The organism is Streptomyces sp. NPDC019937 (genome assembly GCF_040631655.1).
GTDB lineage: Bacteria > Actinomycetota > Actinomycetes > Streptomycetales > Streptomycetaceae > Streptomyces.
The window spans coordinates 1-20,249 of record NZ_JBEYAL010000050.1; the positions used below are offsets into that span (position 1 = coordinate 1).

24 protein-coding genes are annotated in these 20,249 nt (G+C 70.6%); 7 read left to right on the forward strand and 17 right to left on the reverse strand.

The genetic code is table 11. From position 1 onward, the window contains the following. Positions 1–211, reverse strand: a 211-nt coding sequence (locus ABZ562_RS35460) for a hypothetical protein (protein ID WP_361487904.1), incomplete at its 3' end; no start/stop codon positions are given. Positions 212–408: 197 nt separating this feature from the next. After that, positions 409–1,071: a DNA-3-methyladenine glycosylase gene (locus ABZ562_RS35465; protein ID WP_361487906.1), complete on the reverse strand. Its 663-nt coding sequence runs from the start codon at positions 1,069–1,071 to the stop codon at positions 409–411. Positions 1,072–1,270: 199 nt separating this feature from the next. Between ABZ562_RS35465 and ABZ562_RS35470 the strand changes: the two genes are divergently transcribed. Beyond that, positions 1,271–2,053 (forward strand): sporulation protein, encoded by a 783-nt coding sequence (locus ABZ562_RS35470; protein WP_361487908.1) that lies wholly within the window; start codon positions 1,271–1,273, stop codon positions 2,051–2,053. A gap of 55 nt (positions 2,054–2,108) precedes the next feature. On the opposite strand, the gene ABZ562_RS35475 is transcribed toward ABZ562_RS35470, so the two are convergent. Continuing rightward, positions 2,109–2,450, reverse strand: a complete 342-nt coding sequence (locus ABZ562_RS35475) for a barstar family protein (protein WP_361487911.1) — start codon at positions 2,448–2,450, stop codon at positions 2,109–2,111. A 78-nt stretch (positions 2,451–2,528) separates the two neighbouring features. Here ABZ562_RS35475 and ABZ562_RS35480 point away from each other — a divergent pair, with 78 nt between their 5' ends. Together ABZ562_RS35480 and ABZ562_RS35485 are read left to right on the forward strand one after the other, a co-directional pair. Then, a complete protein-coding gene (locus ABZ562_RS35480; RefSeq protein WP_055554014.1) occupies positions 2,529–3,068 on the forward strand; it encodes a YbhB/YbcL family Raf kinase inhibitor-like protein in 540 nt (179 codons plus the stop codon). A gap of 103 nt (positions 3,069–3,171) precedes the next feature. Beyond that, the gene (locus ABZ562_RS35485) at positions 3,172–3,675 is read left to right on the forward strand and encodes an HNH endonuclease (RefSeq protein WP_361487914.1); all 504 of its coding nucleotides are present in this window, start codon (positions 3,172–3,174) and stop codon (positions 3,673–3,675) included. A gap of 87 nt (positions 3,676–3,762) precedes the next feature. Here the strand turns inward: ABZ562_RS35485 and ABZ562_RS35490 are convergent, their stop codons facing one another. The 3 genes from ABZ562_RS35490 to ABZ562_RS35500 form a co-directional block, all read right to left on the reverse strand. Next, positions 3,763–4,728, reverse strand: coding sequence for an SPFH domain-containing protein (locus ABZ562_RS35490; protein WP_361487917.1), 966 nt, complete (start codon positions 4,726–4,728; stop codon positions 3,763–3,765). A 137-nt stretch (positions 4,729–4,865) separates the two neighbouring features. Next, entirely contained in the window at positions 4,866–5,291 is a 426-nt protein-coding gene (locus tag ABZ562_RS35495) for an NfeD family protein (RefSeq protein ID WP_361487920.1), read from the reverse strand. A gap of 105 nt (positions 5,292–5,396) precedes the next feature. After that, positions 5,397–6,188 carry an ABC transporter ATP-binding protein gene (locus tag ABZ562_RS35500; RefSeq protein ID WP_361487922.1) on the reverse strand — a complete coding sequence of 264 codons (792 nt, stop codon included), beginning with the start codon at positions 6,186–6,188 and terminating at the stop codon, positions 5,397–5,399. A gap of 110 nt (positions 6,189–6,298) precedes the next feature. Between ABZ562_RS35500 and ABZ562_RS35505 the strand changes: the two genes are divergently transcribed. Further along, on the forward strand, positions 6,299–7,102 hold the full coding sequence (locus ABZ562_RS35505) for a hypothetical protein (RefSeq protein ID WP_361487925.1): 804 nt from the start codon (positions 6,299–6,301) through the stop codon (positions 7,100–7,102). A 90-nt stretch (positions 7,103–7,192) separates the two neighbouring features. On the opposite strand, the gene ABZ562_RS35510 is transcribed toward ABZ562_RS35505, so the two are convergent. The 3 genes from ABZ562_RS35510 to ABZ562_RS35520 all read right to left on the reverse strand — a co-directional run bounded on the left by ABZ562_RS35510 (position 7,193) and on the right by ABZ562_RS35520 (position 9,367). Further along, positions 7,193–7,423: a chaplin gene (locus ABZ562_RS35510; protein ID WP_361487928.1), complete on the reverse strand. Its 231-nt coding sequence runs from the start codon at positions 7,421–7,423 to the stop codon at positions 7,193–7,195. Positions 7,424–7,560: 137 nt separating this feature from the next. Beyond that, positions 7,561–8,217 carry a response regulator transcription factor gene (locus ABZ562_RS35515; protein WP_361487930.1) on the reverse strand — a complete coding sequence of 219 codons (657 nt, stop codon included), beginning with the start codon at positions 8,215–8,217 and terminating at the stop codon, positions 7,561–7,563. Next, entirely contained in the window at positions 8,210–9,367 is a 1,158-nt protein-coding gene (locus tag ABZ562_RS35520) for a GAF domain-containing sensor histidine kinase (protein WP_361487932.1), read from the reverse strand. The genes ABZ562_RS35515 and ABZ562_RS35520 overlap by 8 nt, the downstream gene beginning before the upstream one ends. Before the next feature lie 448 nt (positions 9,368–9,815). Between ABZ562_RS35520 and ABZ562_RS35525 the strand changes: the two genes are divergently transcribed. Continuing rightward, a complete protein-coding gene (locus ABZ562_RS35525) occupies positions 9,816–10,586 on the forward strand; it encodes a lytic transglycosylase (RefSeq protein ID WP_361487935.1) in 771 nt (256 codons plus the stop codon). 88 nt (positions 10,587–10,674) lie between these two features. Here the strand turns inward: ABZ562_RS35525 and ABZ562_RS35530 are convergent, their stop codons facing one another. Next, positions 10,675–13,287, reverse strand: coding sequence for an FHA domain-containing protein (locus ABZ562_RS35530; RefSeq protein ID WP_361487937.1), 2,613 nt, complete (start codon positions 13,285–13,287; stop codon positions 10,675–10,677). A gap of 330 nt (positions 13,288–13,617) precedes the next feature. Between ABZ562_RS35530 and serB the strand changes: the two genes are divergently transcribed. Further along, positions 13,618–14,853: a phosphoserine phosphatase SerB gene (gene serB, locus ABZ562_RS35535; protein ID WP_361487940.1), complete on the forward strand. Its 1,236-nt coding sequence runs from the start codon at positions 13,618–13,620 to the stop codon at positions 14,851–14,853. 87 nt (positions 14,854–14,940) lie between these two features. Here serB and ABZ562_RS35540 read toward each other — a convergent pair whose 3' ends face one another. The 4 genes from ABZ562_RS35540 to ABZ562_RS35555 form a co-directional block, all read right to left on the reverse strand. Then, positions 14,941–15,459 carry a histidine phosphatase family protein gene (locus ABZ562_RS35540; RefSeq protein ID WP_361487942.1) on the reverse strand — a complete coding sequence of 173 codons (519 nt, stop codon included), beginning with the start codon at positions 15,457–15,459 and terminating at the stop codon, positions 14,941–14,943. Positions 15,460–15,558: 99 nt separating this feature from the next. After that, a complete protein-coding gene (locus tag ABZ562_RS35545) occupies positions 15,559–15,774 on the reverse strand; it encodes a hypothetical protein (RefSeq protein WP_361487945.1) in 216 nt (71 codons plus the stop codon). 170 nt (positions 15,775–15,944) lie between these two features. Next, positions 15,945–16,061 (reverse strand): SGM_5486 family transporter-associated protein, encoded by a 117-nt coding sequence (locus ABZ562_RS35550; protein WP_267892818.1) that lies wholly within the window; start codon positions 16,059–16,061, stop codon positions 15,945–15,947. Between the two features lie 23 nt (positions 16,062–16,084). After that, a complete protein-coding gene (locus ABZ562_RS35555; RefSeq protein ID WP_361487948.1) occupies positions 16,085–17,374 on the reverse strand; it encodes an MFS transporter in 1,290 nt (429 codons plus the stop codon). A gap of 133 nt (positions 17,375–17,507) precedes the next feature. On the opposite strand from ABZ562_RS35555, the gene ABZ562_RS35560 reads away from it, so the two are divergent. Further along, positions 17,508–18,188 carry a FadR/GntR family transcriptional regulator gene (locus ABZ562_RS35560; protein WP_361487951.1) on the forward strand — a complete coding sequence of 227 codons (681 nt, stop codon included), beginning with the start codon at positions 17,508–17,510 and terminating at the stop codon, positions 18,186–18,188. Positions 18,189–18,205: 17 nt separating this feature from the next. Here ABZ562_RS35560 and ABZ562_RS35565 read toward each other — a convergent pair whose 3' ends face one another. The 3 genes from ABZ562_RS35565 to fabG all read right to left on the reverse strand — a co-directional run bounded on the left by ABZ562_RS35565 (position 18,206) and on the right by fabG (position 20,192). Then, positions 18,206–18,535: a hypothetical protein gene (locus ABZ562_RS35565; protein WP_361487954.1), complete on the reverse strand. Its 330-nt coding sequence runs from the start codon at positions 18,533–18,535 to the stop codon at positions 18,206–18,208. 176 nt (positions 18,536–18,711) lie between these two features. After that, a complete protein-coding gene (fabI, locus tag ABZ562_RS35570) occupies positions 18,712–19,482 on the reverse strand; it encodes an enoyl-ACP reductase FabI (protein WP_361487957.1) in 771 nt (256 codons plus the stop codon). Between the two features lie 5 nt (positions 19,483–19,487). Further along, positions 19,488–20,192 (reverse strand): 3-oxoacyl-[acyl-carrier-protein] reductase, encoded by a 705-nt coding sequence (gene fabG, locus ABZ562_RS35575; protein ID WP_055554041.1) that lies wholly within the window; start codon positions 20,190–20,192, stop codon positions 19,488–19,490. Positions 20,193–20,249 lie beyond the last annotated feature (57 nt).

Consider the following 20,249-nt stretch of genomic DNA (forward strand, 5'->3'; position numbering starts at 1 on the left):
ACATATCTGGCGTTGACTTTTGGCACGCTGTTGAGTTCTCAAGGAACGGACGCTTCCTTTGAAACCGTATCACCGGTTTCTCCGGGCTTTTCCCTTCGGTCTTTCGTGTTTCCAACCTTACCAGATCCGTTTTCCGTTCCGTTTCCGGTCCGAATTCCGTTTCCGGCCCCCCTGCTGGAGCGGGGTCTTTCGCGCCTTCCGGCGTGTCCACCACTTTAGCGAATTTCCCGCTCAGCTCCTAATCGGAGCCCCGGGGCATGATTTCGCGCAGCGAAATAGAACCCTGTTCGGGAAGTGTCAGTAGTGGTTGGCCGCCCCGGGGCTGCTGTAACCCGACCTGCTGGTCGTGCCGACAGCGCTGCCCGTCTCAAGCGGCTCGGGCTACGTTAGGCCCCCGGCCGGCCGGAGTCAAGTTCCCACCTGACGGCGCGTCCGATCGCGGCGCCTCGGGGTGTGCGCCCGGTACGGGCTCACCGAGGGCTCCCCGTCGATCCAGAAGCGCCACGGATGGGTCGCGCCCTCGCCGCCGACCCCGGTGCGGGGTCCGCTGAGCACCTGTTCGGGCCGGGCGGGGCAGCCCGCGAGTATTTCCAGCGGGGCCTCCGGGCCCGCGCACACATCGGCGCCGTCCAGTCGGCGGTCGACCCCGAGTGCCGTGGCCAGCCGGGCGGGACCCTTGGCCAGTTCATGGTCGTTGCGCGCCTTCGGCCGACGCTCATGGGCGTGCTCGTGCCCGTACAGCACCTCCCCCGCGCGCAGCAGCACCCCGCTCGGGGAGCCCTCCGGTCCGCAGACCAGGTTGAGGCAATGCCACATGCCGTAGGTGAAGTAGACATACGCATGGCCCGGGGGGCCGAACATCACGGCGTTGCGCTCGGTGCGGCCGCGGTAGGCGTGCGAGCCGGGGTCGGCCAGGCCCGCGTACGCCTCCACCTCGGTCAGGCGCACGGCGATCGGGCCCTCCGGTGTGCGGCGTACGAGGGTTCGGCCGAGCAGGTCCGACGCGACCTCCAGGACCGGGCGGTCGAAGAAGGTACGGGCCAGCGGCGTGCGGTCGGGTCCATCGGTCACTTCGGCTCCGTCAGTCACGCGTTCCGAGCGTAGTGGAACCGATAGGTGGCGGTGGTTGGAGCCGGGCCGGTCCCGCTGCAAGGGTATGACCTGCGGAACCGCCGAGGGCTGTTCCGCGTATCTACTGTTCAACAGCGATCGACGCGATCGAGTCGTGGCGCGAAAGCGTCGGCGCCGAAGCGTGCTTGAGAGGGAGAACATGGGCTTCAAGAAGCTGCTCGCGAGTCTGGGTGCCGGTGGCGCCTCGGTGGAGACGGTACTGACCGAGGAGAACGTCGTCCCGGGTGGCGTCGTTCAGGGTGAGGTCCGGATCCAGGGGGGCTCCGTCGCGCAGCAGATCGAGGGGCTCTCCGTCGGTCTGCAAGCCCGGGTCGAGGTGGAGCGGGACGACCAGGAGCACAAGCAGGACATCGAGTTCACCCGGCAGCAGCTGGGCGGCGCGTTCGAGGTGCAGCCGGGTGCGGTGCATGCGGTGCAGTTCGGTCTGGAGATCCCCTGGGAGACGCCGGTCACGATGTTCCTGGGGCACCATCTGACCGGGATGAACGTGGGGGTGACGACGGAGCTGGCGATCGCGCGTGCGGTGGACTCGGGCGACCTGGACCCCGTCAATGTGCATCCGCTGCCCGCCCAGCAGGCCATTCTGGACGCGTTCGGTGCGCTCGGTTTCCGGTTCAAGAGCGCCGACTTGGAGAAGGGGCACATCCGCGGCACGCGCCAGCGGCTGCCCTTCTACCAGGAGATCGAGTTCCACGCGCCGCAGCAGTACCGGGGGCTCAACCAGGTGGAGCTGTCCTTCGTCGCGGACGACCGCGAGATGGACGTCGTCCTGGAGATGGACAAGAAGCCGGGGCTGTTCAGCTCGGGCAGCGACTCCTACCGGTCCTTCACGGTCGGCCTGAACGCCTACCAGGAGACGGACTGGGCCGCGTATCTGAACCAGTGGCTCGCCGAGGTCGGCGGCAAGCGCAACTGGTTCTGACCTCTCGCCGATGCCGCGGGGCGTGCGCCGGATGGTTCGATGCGCGCCCCGCGCGCTATGTGTCCGGGCCGTCGTCGTACCAGATGGTCAGCGGTGTGCCGCGGGCCGACCAGTACGTCACGGCGTCGCTGAGGATGTCCGCCGCGATGGCCGCGGCCTCAGGTGCGGCGTCGCGGAACGCCGTCCAGCCCCGGACCCGCAGCAGATAGCCGCTGGGCTCGGCGCCCTCGCCCCACCAGGACAGGTCGGTGAGGCAGTCGGCGAGCGCGTCCCAGTTGTGCCCGTACCAGTCGGGGAAGCGCAGGTCCCGGGCGCAGCGCTCGAGGAAGCCGTCCTTGTCGTGCACACCGTCGAGGTGCAGGGGGAGGACGGGGGTCGGGCCGGTCATGGGCGCCATGGTGCCAGCCCGCGCCGGTCCGGTCTCGTTAGGCTGGCCGGACAGCTGATCAACCACGATCATCAGGAGGTTTTCGACGTGTCCGATCAGAACCGGCGTCCGCTCCCCCATGACTTCCATCCGCCGGTGCCGTCGTTCACGGTGGTGAGCGACGATGTGGAGGCGGGCGGCACGCTGCCGTCCGCCCAGGTGCAGGCGGAGGGGAACACCTCGCCGCAGCTGCGCTGGGAGGGTTTCCCGGAGGGGACGAAGAGCTTCGCCGTCACCTGCTTCGACCCGGACGCGCCGACCGGCAGCGGGTTCTGGCACTGGGTGCTGTTCGACATTCCGGCGACCGTGACGGAGCTGCCGGCCGGAGCGGGCGGCGGTGGCTTCGCGGGGCTGCCCGAGGGTGCCGTGCACGCCCGTAACGACTTCGGCACCCGGGACTTCGGCGGGGCCGCGCCGCCGCCCGGGGACGGGCCGCACCGCTATGTGTTCACGGTGTACGCGGTGGACACCGAGAAGCTGGGCCCGGACGCCGACGCGACGCCCGCGGTCGTCGGCTTCAACCTGCGGTTCCACACGCTGGGCCGGGCGCACCTGATCGGTGAGTACGAGGTGCCCGCGGCGGGCTGACGCCGCGAAATTGCGTTGTCCTCGGCCATCCTCCCGGCCAGAGTTGATCCCGGCCCGCCCGTCACGGAGCGGCGGGCGCGGCCGGGACGGGGAGGTGGTCGGGATGCGCGAGACGCTGGTTCTGAACGCGAGCTTCGAGCCGCTGTCGACGGTGACGCTGCGGCGTGCGGTGGTGCTGGTCCTGCAGGAGAAGGCCGTCGTCGAACGCGCCCATCCCGGGCTGCGGGTGCGCGCCGCGGAGGTCGATCTGCCGCTGCCGCGGGTGATCCGGCTGTGCCGTTACGTACGGGTGCCGTTCCGAAGACGGGCCGCGTGGTCGCGGCGCGGGGTGCTGGTGCGGGATCAGCACCGGTGCGCGTACTGCGGGCGGCGGGCGACGACCGTGGACCATGTGGTGCCGCGGTCGCGCGGGGGCGGTGACACCTGGCTGAACACCGTCGCGTCGTGTGCGGAGGACAACCACCGCAAGGCGGACCGGACTCCGGAGCAGGCGGGAATGCGGCTGCTCAACTCGCCGTTCGAGCCGACGCCTTCGGACGCGCTGCTGCTGGCGCTGGGGGCGGCGGAGCGGGACGGGCTGCCGGAGTGGCTGTCGCTGCCCGCCTGAGCCCGTCGTAAGGGTCGGTACGGCCGAAGGGCCGGTACCCCGCGGGGTACCGGCCCTTCGGCGTCGGTCGGTGCCGCTCGGTGCCGGTCAGTCGATCCTCGGCTGCTCGCGGCGCGGGGCGGCCTCCTTGCCGGTGGGCGCCGGGGCGGCGGGGGCGCCGCCGCCGTTCCCGCCGGTCAGTGGGCCGAAGTTCCCCATGGCCCCGCCGAGGCCCTTGAGGGCGTCGCCGATCTCGCTGGGCACGATCCAGAGCTTGTTGGCGTCGCCCTCGGCGATCTTCGGCAGCATCTGGAGGTACTGGTAGGACAGCAGCTTCTGGTCCGGGTCTCCGGCGTGGATGGACTCGAAGACCGTACGGATCGCCTGGGCCTCGCCCTCGGCGCGCAGCGCGGCGGCCTTGGACTCACCCTCGGCCCGTAGGATCGCGGACTGCTTCTCACCCTCGGCGCGCAGGATCTCGGACTGCCGGACACCTTCGGCCTGGAGGATCGCGGCGCGCTTGTCACGGTCGGCGCGCATCTGCTTCTCCATCGAGTCCTGGATGGAGGTCGGCGGCTCGATGGCCTTCAGCTCGACGCGGTTGACGCGGATGCCCCACTTGCCGGTGGCCTCGTCGAGGACGCCGCGCAGCGCCGCGTTGATCTCCTCACGGGAGGTCAGGGTGCGCTCCAGGTCCATGCCGCCGATGATGTTCCGCAGGGTGGTGACGGTCAGCTGCTCGATCGCCTGGATGTAGCTGGCGACCTCGTAGGTCGCGGCCCGGGCGTCGGTCACCTGGTAGTAGATGACCGTGTCGATGTTCACCACCAGGTTGTCCTGGGTGATCACCGGCTGCGGCGGGAACGGGACGACCTGTTCGCGGAGATCGACGCGGTTGCGGATCGAGTCGATGAACGGGACGACGATGTTGAGGCCCGCGTTGAGGGTGCGCGTGTAGCGGCCGAAGCGTTCCACGATGGCGGCACTGGCCTGCGGGATGACCTGGATCGTCTTGATCAGTGCGATGAAGACGAGCACCACCAGGATGATCAGGACGATGATGATCGGTTCCACAGCGGCTCCCCGTGCCCTTCATGCGTGCTTCTGGATGATCGGGATGATCAGGTCCGGTCTTGTGGGTGGAGTCTGTCAGATCGACGGCCGACTCCGCAGCTGAGCGGGGTGGGGCTCAGCTCTTGGTACTACGACGTCTACATGACGACGGCGGTGGCGCCGTCGATCTCGACGACGTCGACCTGCTGGCCCGGTTCATAGGTCTGGCCGGGGTCGAGTGAGCGGGCGGACCAGATCTCGCCGGCCAGCTTGATGCGTCCGTCGCCGCTGTCGTCGACGCGCTCGAGGACGACGGCCTGCCGGCCTTTCAGCGCCTCGACGCCGCTGCGCAGCCCGGGTTGCTGCCGCCGGCTGCGGACCGCCATCGGGCGGACGACGGCGACCAGCGCGACCGAGACGGCACAGAAGACGATGACCTGGAGCACGACGCCGCCGCCGAGCGCGTCGGTGATCGCACCGGCGACCGCGCCGACCGCGACCATCCCGAATTCGGGCATCGCGGTCAGCACGAGCGGAATGCCCAGTCCTACGGCGGCGATCAGCCACCACACCCACGGATCCACAAGGTCATGGTAGTTCTCGGGGTCCGTCAGGGAACAGGGCGCGATTCGGGTTGCCGGGGCACGCGCCGTGTTCGGGGCGGGGGTTCAGGCCGTCGGAGGGCGGTTTCAGGTCAGCGGCAGGCCCTGGGCGGTCCAGCGGTCGCCGTTGCGCTCGACGAGCAGCGGGAGCCCGAAGCAGCGCGAGAGGTTACGGGAGGTCAGCTCCATGTCGATGGGCCCGGCGGTGAGCACCTTGCCCTGACGGATCATCAGAACATGGGTGACGCCCGGGGGGATTTCCTCGACATGATGTGTCACCATGATCATCGACGGCGCGTACGGGTCGCGGGCGAGCCGTCCGAGGCGGCGTACGAGGTCCTCGCGGCCGCCGAGGTCGAGCCCTGCCGCCGGCTCGTCGAGGAGCAGCAGCTCGGGGTCGGTCATCATCGCGCGGGCGATGAGGGTGCGCTTGCGCTCACCCTCGGAGAGGGTGCCGAACTTGCGGTCGAGGTACTCGTTCATGCCGAGGCGGTCCAGGAAGGCCCGGGCCCGGGTCTCGTCGACCTGGTCGTAGTTCTCCTGCCAGTGCGCGGTCATGCCGTACGCGGCGGTGAGCACGGTCTGCAGGACGGTCTGGCTGCGCGGCAGCTTCTCGGCCATGGCGATGCCCGCCATGCCGATGCGCGGGCGCAGGTCGAAGACGTCGACGGCGCCGAGCTGCTCGCCGAGGATCCGGGCGGACCCGGCACTCGGGAAGAGATAGCTCGACGCGAGGTTGAGCAGGGTGGTCTTCCCGGCACCGTTGGGGCCGAGGATCACCCAGCGCTCCCCTTCCTTGATCGACCAGGAGACGTCGTCCACCAGAGCCCGACCGTCGCGGACCACGGATACGTCCACCAGCTCCAGAACCTCGCTCATGAGCGCGTTGTCTCCCATTGCAGTCTCGAGTGTCGCGTGCGCCTGTGGGCGCAGCCCCCAGAGGAAAACCTACGCCACGCGTTGTCGGTGGCAGTCCTTAGGCTGGTTCCATGCTCGATGAACCACGTTCAGGGCGCCTCGCAGCCTGGGGAAATGCCCTTCTCGCCGGACTTGTCCCGCCGGACGACGCCGCGCACCGGATCGCCGGGGAGGACGCGTCGCACCGGGTGGCGGAGCTGCCCGGCGAGTCCGGGCCGGTCGGACTGACGCTGGCGCTGGGGCGGCTGAGAGCGCTCGGGGCCAAGGGGCTGCGGGTGGCGCTGCCGGTAGCGGGGCATCCGCTGGGGCTGAGCGGGCCGCCGGAGTTCAACGCGAAGGCGCTCGACGCGGGCGAGGCGGTGCTGGCCACGGGGGTGGCGCTGGGCCTGGTGCCCGAGGTGTCGGCGGTGGGGCCCGAGGGCGATCAGCACGTCGAGGTGGTGTGGCGCTGTCTGCCGGTGCGGGAGGCGCCGCCGGCGGATGTGCCGTCGCTCGGCGAGGCCGAGCGGGAGCTGGCCGAGGCGCTGCGGGAGGCGACCGAGGTGCTCTCCCGGCTGAATGTGGCCGGGGCCGGTCCGGCCGCCCAGGCGGCGCTGGAGGCGTACCGAGCGCGGGCCGAGCGGGGGCGTGAGGTGCTGGCGCCGGGCTATCCGCCGCGGGCCCTGCGGGTGCTGGAGCTGGCGCAGCGGGTGGGCGCGCTGGTCGGCATCGCGTACGCGCCGGGCGGGGACGGCAAGGATCACGGCGCGGCGGTGAGCGCGTCGGAGATCACGGCCCGCGCGGAGGCGCTGCGGCCGGTGGAGCGCACGGCGCGACGGGCCCAGGTGGCGGCGTACAACGCGTATGTGGAGGAGCTGGAGCGGGGCGGGTTCTGACGCCGTGACCGCATGGGGCCGGCCCCGGAGGCGGGTGCCTCCGGGGCCGGCCGGGGTGGTGAGCGGTGCCTCTGCCCTAAAGGGGTGGGCTCAGTCGCAGGAGCCGGGGTTCATCGACCCGATGACGTTGATGGTGTTGCCGCAGACGCCGACCGGCACATGGACGGGCACCTGGGCGTTGTTGCCCGACACGACGCCCGGGGACATCGTCGCCCCGCCGTCGGCCATGGGGCCGTCCTGGGCGGAGGCGATACCCGCACCGGCGACGGCGAGACCGCCGGCCGCGATGGTGATGGCAGCGATCCTCTTGATGTTCTTCACTTCTCAAGACCCTTCGTCCATAGCGCGTCGCTGCGGCGAATCGCCGCAGTACGCCGTGAAGAACGGCCCGGGGCGGGCGGAGTTGCGCTGTTCGGGTGACATACACACGTTGGTGTGATTGCACGGAGAAACGCTGTTCATGCTCCGATTCCATGGCGTACCGCCCAGAGCGCGGCCTGAGTGCGGTCGGCGAGGTCCAACTTCATAAGGATGTTGGACACATGTGTCTTTACGGTCTTTTCGGACAGTACGAGCGCGCGGGCGATCTCCCGGTTCGACCGGCCGTCCGCGATCAGCCCCAGCACCTCCCGCTCCCGGTCGGTGAGGGAACCCCCGCGCCCCTGGCCGCCGCCCGCCTCGTCCTGGGTGAGCAGCGCGTCGGCCACCTCGGGCTGGAGCACCACGTGCCCGGCGTGGACGGACCGTATGGCGCTCGCGAGGGCGTCGGGGTCGACGTCCTTGTAGACGTAGCCGGCGGCGCCCGCGCGCAGGGCGGGGACCACGGTGCGCTTCTCGGTGAAACTCGTCACGACCAGTACCCGGGCCGGGTTGCCGAGGTCGCGCAGCTTGCGCAGCGCCTCGATGCCGTCGACGCCGGGCATCTTGACGTCCATCAGGACGATGTCGGGGCGCAGCTCCTCGGCCCGGGCGATGCCCTCCCCCCCGTCCGAGGCCTCGCCGACGACGTCGATGTCGTCCTGCACCTCCAGGAAGGTCCGCAGGCCCCGCCGCACCACCTGGTGGTCGTCGACGAGCAGCACCCGGATCGCCGCCCCGTCCCGTCGCTCAGCCACCGGGCACCTCCATCTCGATCACGGTTCCCTTGCCGGGTGCCGACTCCACGGTCAGTCCGCCGCCGACGCCGCTCGCCCGGTCGCGCATCGACACCAGTCCCAGGTGCCGCCCCGCCCGGCGCACCGCCGAGGGGTCGAAGCCACTGCCGTCGTCGGTCACCCGCAGCAGGGCGCCCTGGCCGTGCCGGGAGAGGGTGACGTCGACCTGCCGGGCGCCGGCGTGGCGCAGCGCGTTGTGCAGGGCCTCCTGGGCCACCCGCAGCAGGGCCTCCTCCTGGGAGGCGGGCAGCGCCCGTACGCCCAGGGCCTCGAAGGTGACCCGGGCGGTGTGGGCCCGGTCCAGGACCTGCACCTGGGTGCGCAGGGTCGCGACCAGGCCGTCCTCGTCGAGCGCGGCGGGGCGCAGCTCCACGACGGCGGAGCGCAGCTCGTCCGCGGCCTCGGCGGCGAGGGCCGCCACCTGCTGCAGCTCCTCCTTGGCGCGGACCCGGTCGCGGTCGACGAGCGCGGCGGCGGCCTGGGCGGTCAGCCGCAGCGAGAAGAGCTTCTGGGCGACGGCGTCGTGCAGCTCATGGGCGAGCCGGGCGCGCTCCCCGGCGATGGTCAGCTCCCGGCTGCGCTCGTAGAGCCGGGCGTTGGTGAGGGCGATGGCGGCGTGCTGGGCGAGGATGGCCAGCAGTTCCTCGTCCTCGGGGGTGAAGCCGCAGCCGCCCTCCGGTTTCGCGCATCGCTTGTTGGCCAGGAAGAGGGCGCCGAGGACTTCCTCGCCGTCCGCGATGGGCAGTCCGATGAAGTCCGACATGTCCGGATGCTCCGGCGGCCAGCCCTCGAAGCGCGGATCCCGCCGGACATCGGCCAGCCGCTGCGGGGTCGCGTCCTCGAGCATCGCGGCGAGGATCCCGTGCTGGCGGGGCAGCGGCCCGATGGCCTTCCACTGCTCGTCACTGACGCCATCTACTACGAACTGGGCGAAGCCCCCATGGTCGTCCGGAACCCCCAGCGCCGAGTACTCCGCGTCGAGCAGCTCACGGGCGGACACAACGATGGTCTTTAGGACATCCCGGACTTCCAGATGTCGGCTCATCGCGAGGAGCGCACTGCTCACCCAGGCCAGGCCCGCCCCGGCTCCACCGCCCGGTCCTTTGGTCATGGGCCTCACCGTACCGGCGCCGCGACAGCGGGCGTATCGGCCTTGCCGCCGCGCTTCATTGCGACCTGAGACCTAGGGCGAGGGAAGTATTGGGGGCGCCCGGAGAGCGCCGTTACAAGAGCGGGAAATTCGGCGACACTCCGCATTTGCGCGGGCACACCTCGCGATATTAAAGACTCTGCAATGTGACCCCTGACACAGGACGTATATCACTTACGAAGGCAGTTAGTGGATGTTTTAACCCGGCATGAGCGGGGACAACGCCCGCCCGCACGGCCAGGGAAGACCTACTTACCCACTAAGCAGGATCGTACGTCACACCTTTGCCACAGCTTTTTGCGACCGCTAAGAATTTCCCCCAGTCGCACGGCGCCGTAGATCCAGACACGGCGTACAAGGCGCCGATTTGGCCTGCGACACATAGCGATTGGAAGAGGTCTACTCCGCCATGCCCCTGCCCAGTATTCCCGGCTACACCCGACTGACGAAGACAACCAAGTACTCCGCCGCCGGCATAGCCGCGGCCGGCGCTGCCGCCCTGGCCTTCGCGCTCGTCCCCGGTGGCAACGCCGACGCCAAACCGACGGCCCAGGAACTGCCGGCGAAGCCGGCCTCCTGGAGCTCGCAGAAGGTCGACAGCAAGGCCCAGCAGGAGGTACTGCTCAAGCAGGCCACCCTGGCCAGCAAGCAGGCGCAGGCGGAGGCCGCGCAGAAGAAGGCCGCTGAGGCAGCGGCCGCGAAGAAGGCCGCGGAGGCAGCGGCGGCGAAGAAGGCCGCCGCCGAGGCGGCCGCCAAGAAGGCCGCCGCGGCGCAGGCCGCAAAGGAGCGCGCCGCCAAGGAGGCCGCGAGCCGTGCCGCCGCGCGCGCCAAGCTCGCAGCCGCCGCCAAGAAGACCTACCCGGACAACCTCGACGGCTGGATCCGGGAATCCCTCGACATCATGAAGAAGCACAACATCCCGGGCACCTACGAGGGCATCCACCGCAACATCATCCGGGAGTCCGGCGGTAACCCGCGGGCGATCAACAACTACGACATCAACGCCCGGAACGGCGTCCCGTCGAAGGGTCTGCTCCAGGTCATCCTCCCGACCTTCCAGACCTACCACGTCCCGGGCACGCCCTTCGACCAGTACGACCCGGTCGCCAACATCGTCGCCGCGTGCAACTACGCGGCCGACCGGTACGGCTCCATCGACAACGTCAACGGCCCGTACTAAGAGCCCGGCGTGCACACGCCGAAGGGCGGCGGCACCCCCTGTGTGCGAGGGGTGCCGCCGCCCTTCGGCCGTGCGGTGCCGGTTACCGCTACTTGCGCATGACCTCCGGCTCATGGCGGCGCAGGAGCCGCGCGACCGCGACCGCGCAGATGATGCCGAGCACCAGCAGGATGCCCATGTCGATGCTCCACTGGGCGGTGGTGTGCTCCCACAGCGGGTCCGTGTCCAGCGGCTTCTTGCGGTCCCACGGCGCCATCAGATGGCCCGGGCCGGGGCCGAGGTCCAGCGTCGCGCCGACCGCGCCGACCGCCCAGCGGGCGGGCATCAGATACGCGAACTGCTCGATGCCGGGCGATCCGTAGATCTTGAACAGGATGCCGGTGAAGACGACCTGGATGATCGCGAACATGACCAGCAGCGGCATGGTCTTCTCGGCGGTCTTCACCAGCGCGGAGATCACCAGGCCCACCATCATCGAGGTGAAGCCGATCGCGATGATGGCCACGCACATCTCGACGGCCGGCGGCATGATCAGCGCCTCGTCGGGCAGCTCACGGGTCGAGAAGCCGATGGCGCTGATGATCACGCCCTGGAAGGCGGTGATCACGCCGAGCACGATCACCTTGGACATCAGATAGGCGGAGCGGGACAGCCCGACGGCCCGTTCCCGTTCGTAGATCACCCGTTCCTTGATCAGTTCTCGTACGGAATTGGCCGCGCCCGAGAAGCACATGCCGACCACGAGAATCAGGGTGATCGTGCCGGAGTCCTGGTTGAACTGGCCCTTGGGCGCTCTGGTGAAGCCGAAGTCCGACGGGATCACGGTACTGACCGCGCCGAGCACGGCGGGCAGGATCACCATCAGCGCCATGAAGCCGCGGTCGGACGCGATGACGGAGACGTAGCGCCGTATCAGGGTCCACAGCTGGGAGCCCCAGCTCTGCGACTTCTGCATCCGCGCGGGCGGCGCCTGCACATCGACGGACTGCGGGGCGACGGCGTCGATGTCCGCGGCGTACATCTGGTAGTGCTGCGAACCGCGCCAGCGGCCCGACCAGTCGTAGTCGCGGTAGTTCTCGAACGCCGAGAAGACGTCCGCCCAGCTGTCGTAGCCGAAGAAGTTGAGCGCCTCGTTCGGCGGACCGAAGTAGGCCACCGAACCGCCCGGCGCCATCACCAGCAGCTTGTCGCACAGCGCCAGCTCGGCGACCGAGTGGGTGACCACCAGGACGGTGCGGCCGTCGTCGGCGAGGCCGCGCAGCAGCTGCATGACGTCGCGGTCCATGCCCGGGTCGAGACCGGAGGTCGGCTCGTCCAGGAAGATCAGCGACGGCTTGGTGAGCAGCTCCAGCGCGACCGAGACCCGCTTGCGCTGGCCGCCGGAGAGCGCGGTGACCTTCTTGTCCCGGTGGATGTCGAGCTTCAGCTCGCGCAGCACCTCGTCGATCCGGGCCTCGCGCTCGGCGGTCGCGGTGTCGCCGGGGAAGCGGAGCTTGGCGGCGTACCGGAGGGCCTTCTGGACGGTCAGCTCCTTGTGCAGGATGTCGTCCTGCGGGACCAGACCGATGCGCTGGCGCAGCTCGGCGAACTGCTTGTAGAGGTTCCGGTTGTCGTAGAGGACGTCGCCCTCGTTGGCCGGACGGTAGCCGGTGAGCGCCTTCAGCAGCGTCGACTTGCCGGAGCCGGACGGGCCGATGACCGCGATCAGCGACTTCTCGGGGACGCCGAAGGAGACGTCCTTGAGGATCTGCTTGCCGCCGTCGACGGTGACGGTGAGGTGGCGGGCCGAGAAGGAGACGTCACCGGTGTCGACGAACTCCTCGAGCCGGTCGCCGACCAGCCGGAAGGTGGAGTGACCGACGCCGACGGTGTCGTTCGGGCCGATCACCTGCTGACGGACCGGCTGGCCGTTGACGTACGTACCGTTGTGGCTGCCGAGGTCGCGGATCTCGAAGCGGCCGTCGGGCAGCGCCCGGAACTCGGCGTGGTTGCGGGAGACCTGGAGGTCGGAGACGACCAGTTCGTTCTCCAGCGCACGGCCGATGCGCATCACCCGGCCCGCGTCCAGCTGGTGGAACGTGGTCGGGCTGCGGTCGCCCTGGCCGGACCGCGCGTCAGCGGAACCGCCGGGGCCGCCCTGTCCGCCGGGGCCGCCGGGTCCGCCGCCGCTGCCGTTCTGCGCGAAGTTGTCGCGCGGGCTCTGTTGCTGCGGTACGAACGGCTGCTGCTGCGGGGGCTGCTGCCACCCCTGGGGCTGCTGGCCCTGCTGCGGCCAGCCCGCGCCGGGCTGCTGGTGGTAGGGCTGCTGTGGGGGCTGCTGATACTGCTGGGGCCGCTGCGCCTGCTGCGCCGCTCCCTGCGGGCTGTACGCGGCGGCGCCCGCGGCCGCCCCGGCCCCCGCCCCCGAAACGTTCAGCCGCGGGCCGTCCGTCGCGTTGCCGAGATGGACGGCCGCACCCGGGCCGATTTCCACCTGTTGGATTCGCTGCCCCTGCACATAAGTGCCGTTGGTGCTGCCGTGATCTTCAACGATCCAACTGCGCCCGCCCCAGCGCACCGTGGCGTGCCGCCAGGAGACTCTGGCGTCGTCCAGCACCATGTCGCCCTGTGGGTCACGCCCCACGCTGTATGACCTGGATGGATCAAGCGTCCAGGTCCGTCCGTTCAATTCCAGTACGAGTTCCGGCACTCCATGCCCCACTAGTTGTCCCCCGAGCTACCCCCTGTCAGGGAGTCTAGGGATGGCGAACATCGTGAGGAACTATTTCAGGCTCAGCCGCTTAACCGGAAGTCGGGTTTTGAGCAAGACGGCAACTCGGGCATGTTGGTTCATCCGGAAAACCCCAGGAAAGCGATAAGCACGCCCGGATGCTGCCGACCGTGGATGATCCGGGCCATTTGGCACGGCCATGACCACTCCGAGGGCGGTGACGGGGCGACGTCCGGCAGATGAACGTTCCGCAGCGCGCGGCCGTCCACGACGCGGGCTGCCGCGCGCCGGACGGGGGCGGCCGGATACGGTGGGAAGACCATGAGCGCATCGCAGATCCCCCCTGCCACCACCGTCCCAGCCGACGACGATCCCACCCTCCTTGTCAAGATCTTCGGCAAGGACCGCCCCGGCCTCACCGCCGGGCTCTGCGACACCCTCGCCGGGTACGGCGTGGACATAGTCGACATAGAGCAGGTCGTCACCCGGGGCCGCATCGTGCTGTGCGTGCTGGTCACGGCCCCCAAGGGCGACGGGGCCGAGGGCGAGCTGCGGTCCACCGTGCACACCTGGGCCGAGTCGCTGCGGATGCAGGCCGAGATCATCTCCGGCCGGGGCGACAACCGGCCGCGCGGCACCGGCCGCTCGCACGTCACCGTGCTGGGGCATCCGCTGACCGCCGAGGCGGTGGCCGCGATCGCGTCCCGCATCACCGGCACCGGCGGCAACATCGACCGTATTTTCCGGCTGGCGAAGTATCCGGTGACGGCCGTGGAATTCGAGGTCTCCGGGGCCGAGACGGAGCCGCTGCGCACCGCGCTGGCCACCGAGGCCGCCGATATCGGGGTCGATGTGGCGGTCGTGGCGTCGGGGCTGCAGCGCCGGGCGCAGCGGCTGGTGGTCATGGACGTCGACTCCACGCTGATCCAGGACGAGGTGATCGAGCTGTTCGCGGCCCACGCGGGCTGCGAGGCCGAGGTCGCCGAGGTCACCGCCCGGGCGATGCGCGGTGAGCTGGACTTCGAGCAGTCGCTGCACGCGCGGGTCGCGCTGCTGGCGGGGATCGACGAGTCGGTGGTGGAGAAGGTGCGCGCGGAGGTCCGGCTGACGCCCGGCGCCCGCACCCTGATCCGTACGCTCAAGCGCCTGGGCTACCAGGTGGGGGTGGTCTCGGGCGGCTTCACCCAGGTCACCGATGATCTCAAGGAGCGGCTGGGGCTGGACTTCGCCTCCGCCAACACCCTGGAGGTCGCGGACGGCAAGCTCACCGGGCGCGTGATCGGCGAGGTGGTGGACCGGGCGGGCAAGGCCCGGCTGCTGCGGCGCTTCGCGGCCGAGGCGGGGGTGCCGCTGGTGCAGACCGTCGCGATCGGCGACGGGGCGAATGACCTGGACATGCTCAACGCGGCCGGGCTCGGGGTGGCCTTCAACGCCAAGCCGGTCGTACGGGAGGCCGCGCACACCGCGGTGAACGTGCCGTTCCTGGACACCGTGCTGTATCTGCTCGGCGTGACCCGTGACGAGGTCGAGGCCGCGGACGCGCACGTGGAGGACTGACCGCTCCCCTGACCCACTCCCGTTCCGCCCGCCTCGCTTCCGAGGCGGGCGGAACGGTACGGCGGCGGAACGGTACGGCGGCGGGGTCTACTCGTGCGGCGCCCAGAAGTCGTCGAGGCGGCCGACGCCGTGCTCCACCGACTTCCACGAGCCGTTGAACGTCACCACGGCGATGGCGGAGGTGGGGAAGCCGGTGCGGGCCATCCGCTCCCGGGTGCCCTCCGCGGCCCGGCCCGCGAGGGCGTCGGCGAGGGCGTGCACCCCGGGGTTGTGGCCGACCACCAGCAGGTCGGTGATCTCGTCGGACGTCTCGTTGAGTACCGCGATCAGCTCGCCGAGTGAGGCGTCGTACAGCCGCTCCTCGTACACCGTCTTGGGGCGCTGGGGCAGCTCGTGGACCACGAGCTTCCAGGTCTCCCGGGTGCGCACGGCCGTGGAGCAGAGGGTCAGTTCGGGGACCAGACCGGCTTCGGTGAGCCGGCGCCCGGCGAGTGGGGCGTCCTTGCGGCCGCGCTCCGCGAGCGGCCGCTCATGGTCCGCCACCTCGGGCCAGTCGGCCTTGGCGTGTCGGAGAATGACAATCCTGCGGGGCACATCGACGCTCATGCGTCCCAGCTTCGCATGAAACGGCTGGCGAGGCGCAGGGTGTTGAAACGGTGCTCACCTAAGTGAGCGCACGAGGCGAACGCTCCCGCGCACCGTCGGTCACGCCCCCTGGTGGCCGAGGACCTGGCGCAGCAGCTCCAGGAACTGCGAGAGGGCGCCGGGCCCGCTCGCGGCCTGCGCGTCGGAGGGCCCGGCGACCAGGAGCAGCAGCGCCGCGAAGGCGAGGGCGGGCAGCGCGAGGGCCCACCACGGCAGCCGGGCGTCCATGCCCCCGTCCGCCGGGGTCGCGGGCCGGGTGGGGGTGCGGGCGGACATGAGGATCGCCTCCGGTCGGGGAACCACGCTGCTTCGGATGGTTCGACGGTACGGAGCGGGCGGGCCCGTTCCCATCCGGTGATCCACCCAGTTCCCCCTGACCCTCACCCCCTAGGGGATGGTGGGGCCGGCCCCACCCCGCGGGCGGGGCGTGCCCGTGCGGGCGGGCGTCAGGGAGAGGCGATGGTGGCGATCACGCCGATGACCACCGTGATCCCGAGCATCACGCCCAGGATGAGGAGGAGCTTCTTCTGGCCGTCCGGCGGGTTCTCATCGAGCACTGGCATGACGCCAGTGTCCCACCCGCCGGTCACATCTCGTCCTCGAGGGTGCGGTCACGCCCGGCGATCAGGCCCGTCACGATCTGCGGCACCATGAGCCCGGCCATCAGCGCCAGCGGCGGCCCCCAGCCGCCGCTGTGCTGGTACAGCGCGCCGACCAGCAGCGGGCCGGGGATGGACAGCAGATAGCCGGTGCTCTGGGCGAAGGCGGAGAGCCGGACCACGCCCGCGCTGGTCCTCGCCCGCATACTGATCATCGTGAGGGCGAGCGGGAAGGCGCAGTTGGCGACGCCGAGCAGGACGGCCCACACCCAGGCCCCGCCGACCGGGGCCAGCCACAGCCCCGCGTAGCCGATGAGCCCGCAGACGCCGAGCACCACGGCCAGCACGCCCTGGTTGCGCAGCCGGGCCGCCGTGCGGGGCAGGACGAAGGCCAGCGGGACGCCCATGGCCATGATGACCGCGAGCAGCACCCCGGAGGTGGAGGCGGAGACCCCCGCGTCACGGAAGATCTGCGGCATCCAGCCCATGGTGATGTACGCGGCCGTGGACTGGAGGCCGAAGAAGACGGCCATCGCCCAGGCGGTGGGGCTGCGGGTGATCCGGATGGCGGGAGCCGCCGGGCCGGACGCGGACGGGTCGGCGGCGGGGTCGGGCGCGGCCGGCTGCTCGGAGGGGCGGTGGTCACGGTCGCGGGCGAGGAACAGCCAGGGCAGCATCGCGACCCCGGCGAGCACCGCCCACACCCCGAGTCCGGCCCGCCAGCTGCCGCCCAGCGCGTCGGTCATGGGCACCGTGATGGCGGCGGCGCTGGCCGTGCCCAGCGACAGCCCCATGGAGTAGAGGCCGGTCATGGTGCCGACCCGGTCCGGGAACCAGCCCTTGACGATCACCGGCATCAGGATGTTGCTGACCGCGATCCCGGCCAGGCCGAGCGCGCTGGCGCACAGGAAGGCCACCGTGCCGCCCGCGAACGGGCGCAGCGCCAGGCCCGTGGCGATGGCCGCGAGACCGGTGCAGACGACGGCTCCGGGCCCGAAGCGGCGGGCCAGCCGGGGCGCGGTGACGCCGAAGACGGCGAAGCAGGCCGCGGGCATCGAGGTGAGCAGTCCGGCGATGGTTCCGCTCATGCCGAGGTCGTCCCGGACCTCCTTCAGGAGCGGGCCCAGGCTGGTGACGGCGGGGCGCAGGTTGAGCGCGGCCAGCAGCAGGCCGACGACCACGATGCGGCGGCGCCACGGCGAGGGCGCGGGGAGCGGTTCGTGGTCCCGTCGGGCGCGGGCCGCGGTGTCGAGCGTCGCGAGGTCGTCATGAGACATGCCGACCATCATAGAATCATGGGATGAATTGCTGTCCAGTCGATACGTAACCGCCAGGTGACAACGGGACGGCATCATGGAATCCCCCGTTTCCAGACCCAGTCCCAGACCCAGTCCCAGGCACAGGAGAGTCATGCCGCTGACGTCGCCCCAGCGCTCCGTCCTCGCCGACCAGGTGATCGCCCAGCTGCGCGCCCAGATCACCTCGGGCGAATGGCCGGTGGGCTCGCGGATCCCGACCGAGCCCGAACTGGTCGAGCAGCTCGGGGTGGCGCGCAACACCGTGCGCGAGGCGGTCCGCGCGCTGGCGCACAACGGCCTGCTGGACATCCGGCAGGGCTCGGGCACGTACGTCCTGGCGACCAGCGAGCTGGCCGGGGTGATGCACCGCCGCTTCGCGAGCGCCGAGCCGCGGCACGTGGCGGAGCTGCGCAGCGCCCTGGAGACGAAGGCAGCGCAGCTGGCCGCGGAGCGCCGTACCGAACAGGACGTCAAGCAGATCGACGCCCAGCTGGACCGGCGCGAGCGGGCCTGGGAGTCCGGTGACCGGGACGCGTTCGTGGAGGCGGACGCGACGCTGCACATGGCGATCGTCGCCGCCGCCCACAACGACGTGCTGGCGGCGCTCTACGCCGACCTGGGCTCGGTCGTACGGGACTTCCTGCGCGCCGACGTGGCCGACGGCCTGAGCCCCGAGGCGTACGTGGACCACGCGCGGCTGGTGGAGGCCATCCGGCAGCGGGACGGGGAGCGGGCGGGGGCAGAGGCGAGCACCCACCCCTTCGCCTGCCGGCTCACGCCCGAGGCCGGCTGAGCCCCCGTACCTCCGCCTCACCGGCGCCGGTGGGTCACCCACGCCTTGCGGATCTCCTTCCAGCAGCGCTCGTCCAGCTCCACGTGCTGCGCCGGGCCCACCTCCACCCGGCGGCTGTCCATGTCCGGGTCCCACCAGCGGGCGCATTCGACGTGCAGCTGCACCCGGTCGGCGTCGGGGTAGGGGTTGAAGCAGCTGGTCCTGGCGTGCGAGCCGCGCACCGACGTGGAGCAGGCGGCCTCGCGCGGCCGGGGGCGCTCCTGCGCGACGGAGCTGGAGGCGGCGAGGGCGCAACCGACCGCGGCGACGACCATCGAGGCGACCGCGAAGCGCCGGGGCGTACGCATGGCAGGACCTCCTCGGCCGGGCTGTCGCTCCGCGAGTCGTGTCGTACTCCACCCTGCGGGCCGCGCCATCCGTCCGCCCGCTCGCTGGTCCGAACGGGTGACCAGCACCATACGAACGGCCGCCGCCCCGTCCCGCGCGAGGCGGGTCCGGGGCGGCGGCCGGAAGGTCCGGTGACTCAGGCGCCCATCATGTGCACGCCACCATCGACATGCACGATCTCGCCCGTGGTGCGCGGGAACCAGTCGGACAGCAGGGCGACGACACCGCGGCCGGCCGGCTCCGGGTCGGTCAGGTCCCAGCCGATCGGGGCCCGGTGGTTCCACACGTCCGCCAGCTCCTCGAAGCCCGGGATGGACTTCGCGGCCATGGACTTGATGGGACCGGCGGAGACCAGGTTGCAGCGCACGTTCTTCTCGCCCAGGTCACGGGCGAGGTAACGGCTGGTGGACTCCAGGGCGGCCTTGGCCACGCCCATCCAGTCGTACTTCGGCCAGGCGAACTGGGCGTCGAAGGTCAGACCCACGATGGAGCCGCCGCGCGGCATGACCGGCAGGCAGGCCATGGTGAGCGCCTTGAGGGAGTACGCCGAGACGTGCACGGCCGTGCCGACGTCCTCCCAGCTGCCCTCCAGGAAGTTGAACGCGCCCTGCGGGCCGAAGGCGATGGAGTGCACGACGCCGTCGAGGCCGACGCCCTCCCCCAGGTGCTCGCGCACCTTGTCGGCGAGCCCGTCGAGGTGCTCCTGGTTCTGCACGTCCAGCTCGATGACCGGGGCGGGCTTGGGCAGCCGCTTGGCGATCCGCTCCACGAGGGAGACCCGGCCGAAGCCGGTCAGGATGACCTCGGCGCCCTCCTCCTGGGCGAGCTTCGCGGTGTGGAAGGCGATCGAGGACTCGGTGATGACGCCCGTGACGAGGATGCGCTTACCGGCGAGAATTCCACTCATGACGTTCAGTGACCCATGCCCAATCCGCCGTCGACAGGGATGACGGCTCCAGTGATGTACGCGGCCTCGTCGGAGGCCAGGAAGCGGACCGAGGCGGCGATCTCCTCGGGCTGCGCGTAGCGCGCGAGCGGCACCTGCTTCACGATGTTCTCGCGCTGCTCGTCGCTGAGCGCCCGCGTCATGTCCGTGTCGACGAAACCGGGCGCGACCACGTTGACGGTGATGTTCCGCGAGCCCAGCTCACGCGCGAGCGAACGGGCGAAGCCCACCAGGCCCGCCTTGGACGCGGCGTAGTTCGCCTGCCCGGCGGAGCCCATGAGCCCGACCACGGACGAGATCAGCACCACGCGCCCCTTACGGGCCCGCAGCATGCCCCGGTTGGCCCGCTTGACCATGCGGAACGTGCCGGTGAGGTTGGTGTCGAGGACGGCGGAGAAGTCCTCCTCCGACATGCGCATCAGCAGCTGGTCACGGGTGACCCCGGCGTTGGCCACCAGAACCTCGACCGTGCCGTGCTTCTCCTCGATCTCCTTGTACGCCTGCTCGACCTGCTCGGGCTCGGTGATGTCGCACTTCACCGCGAGGAAGCCGGCCGGCGGCTCACCGGACCGATAGGTGATGGCGACCTTGTCGCCTGCGTCGGCGAAGGCCCGGGCGATGGCGAGGCCGATGCCGCGGTTGCCTCCGGTGACGAGAACCGAGCGGCTCAAGGGACCACCCTCTCTTGTAGAAGTCATGCCGGTCGCCACTGCCGCACAGCTACGAGT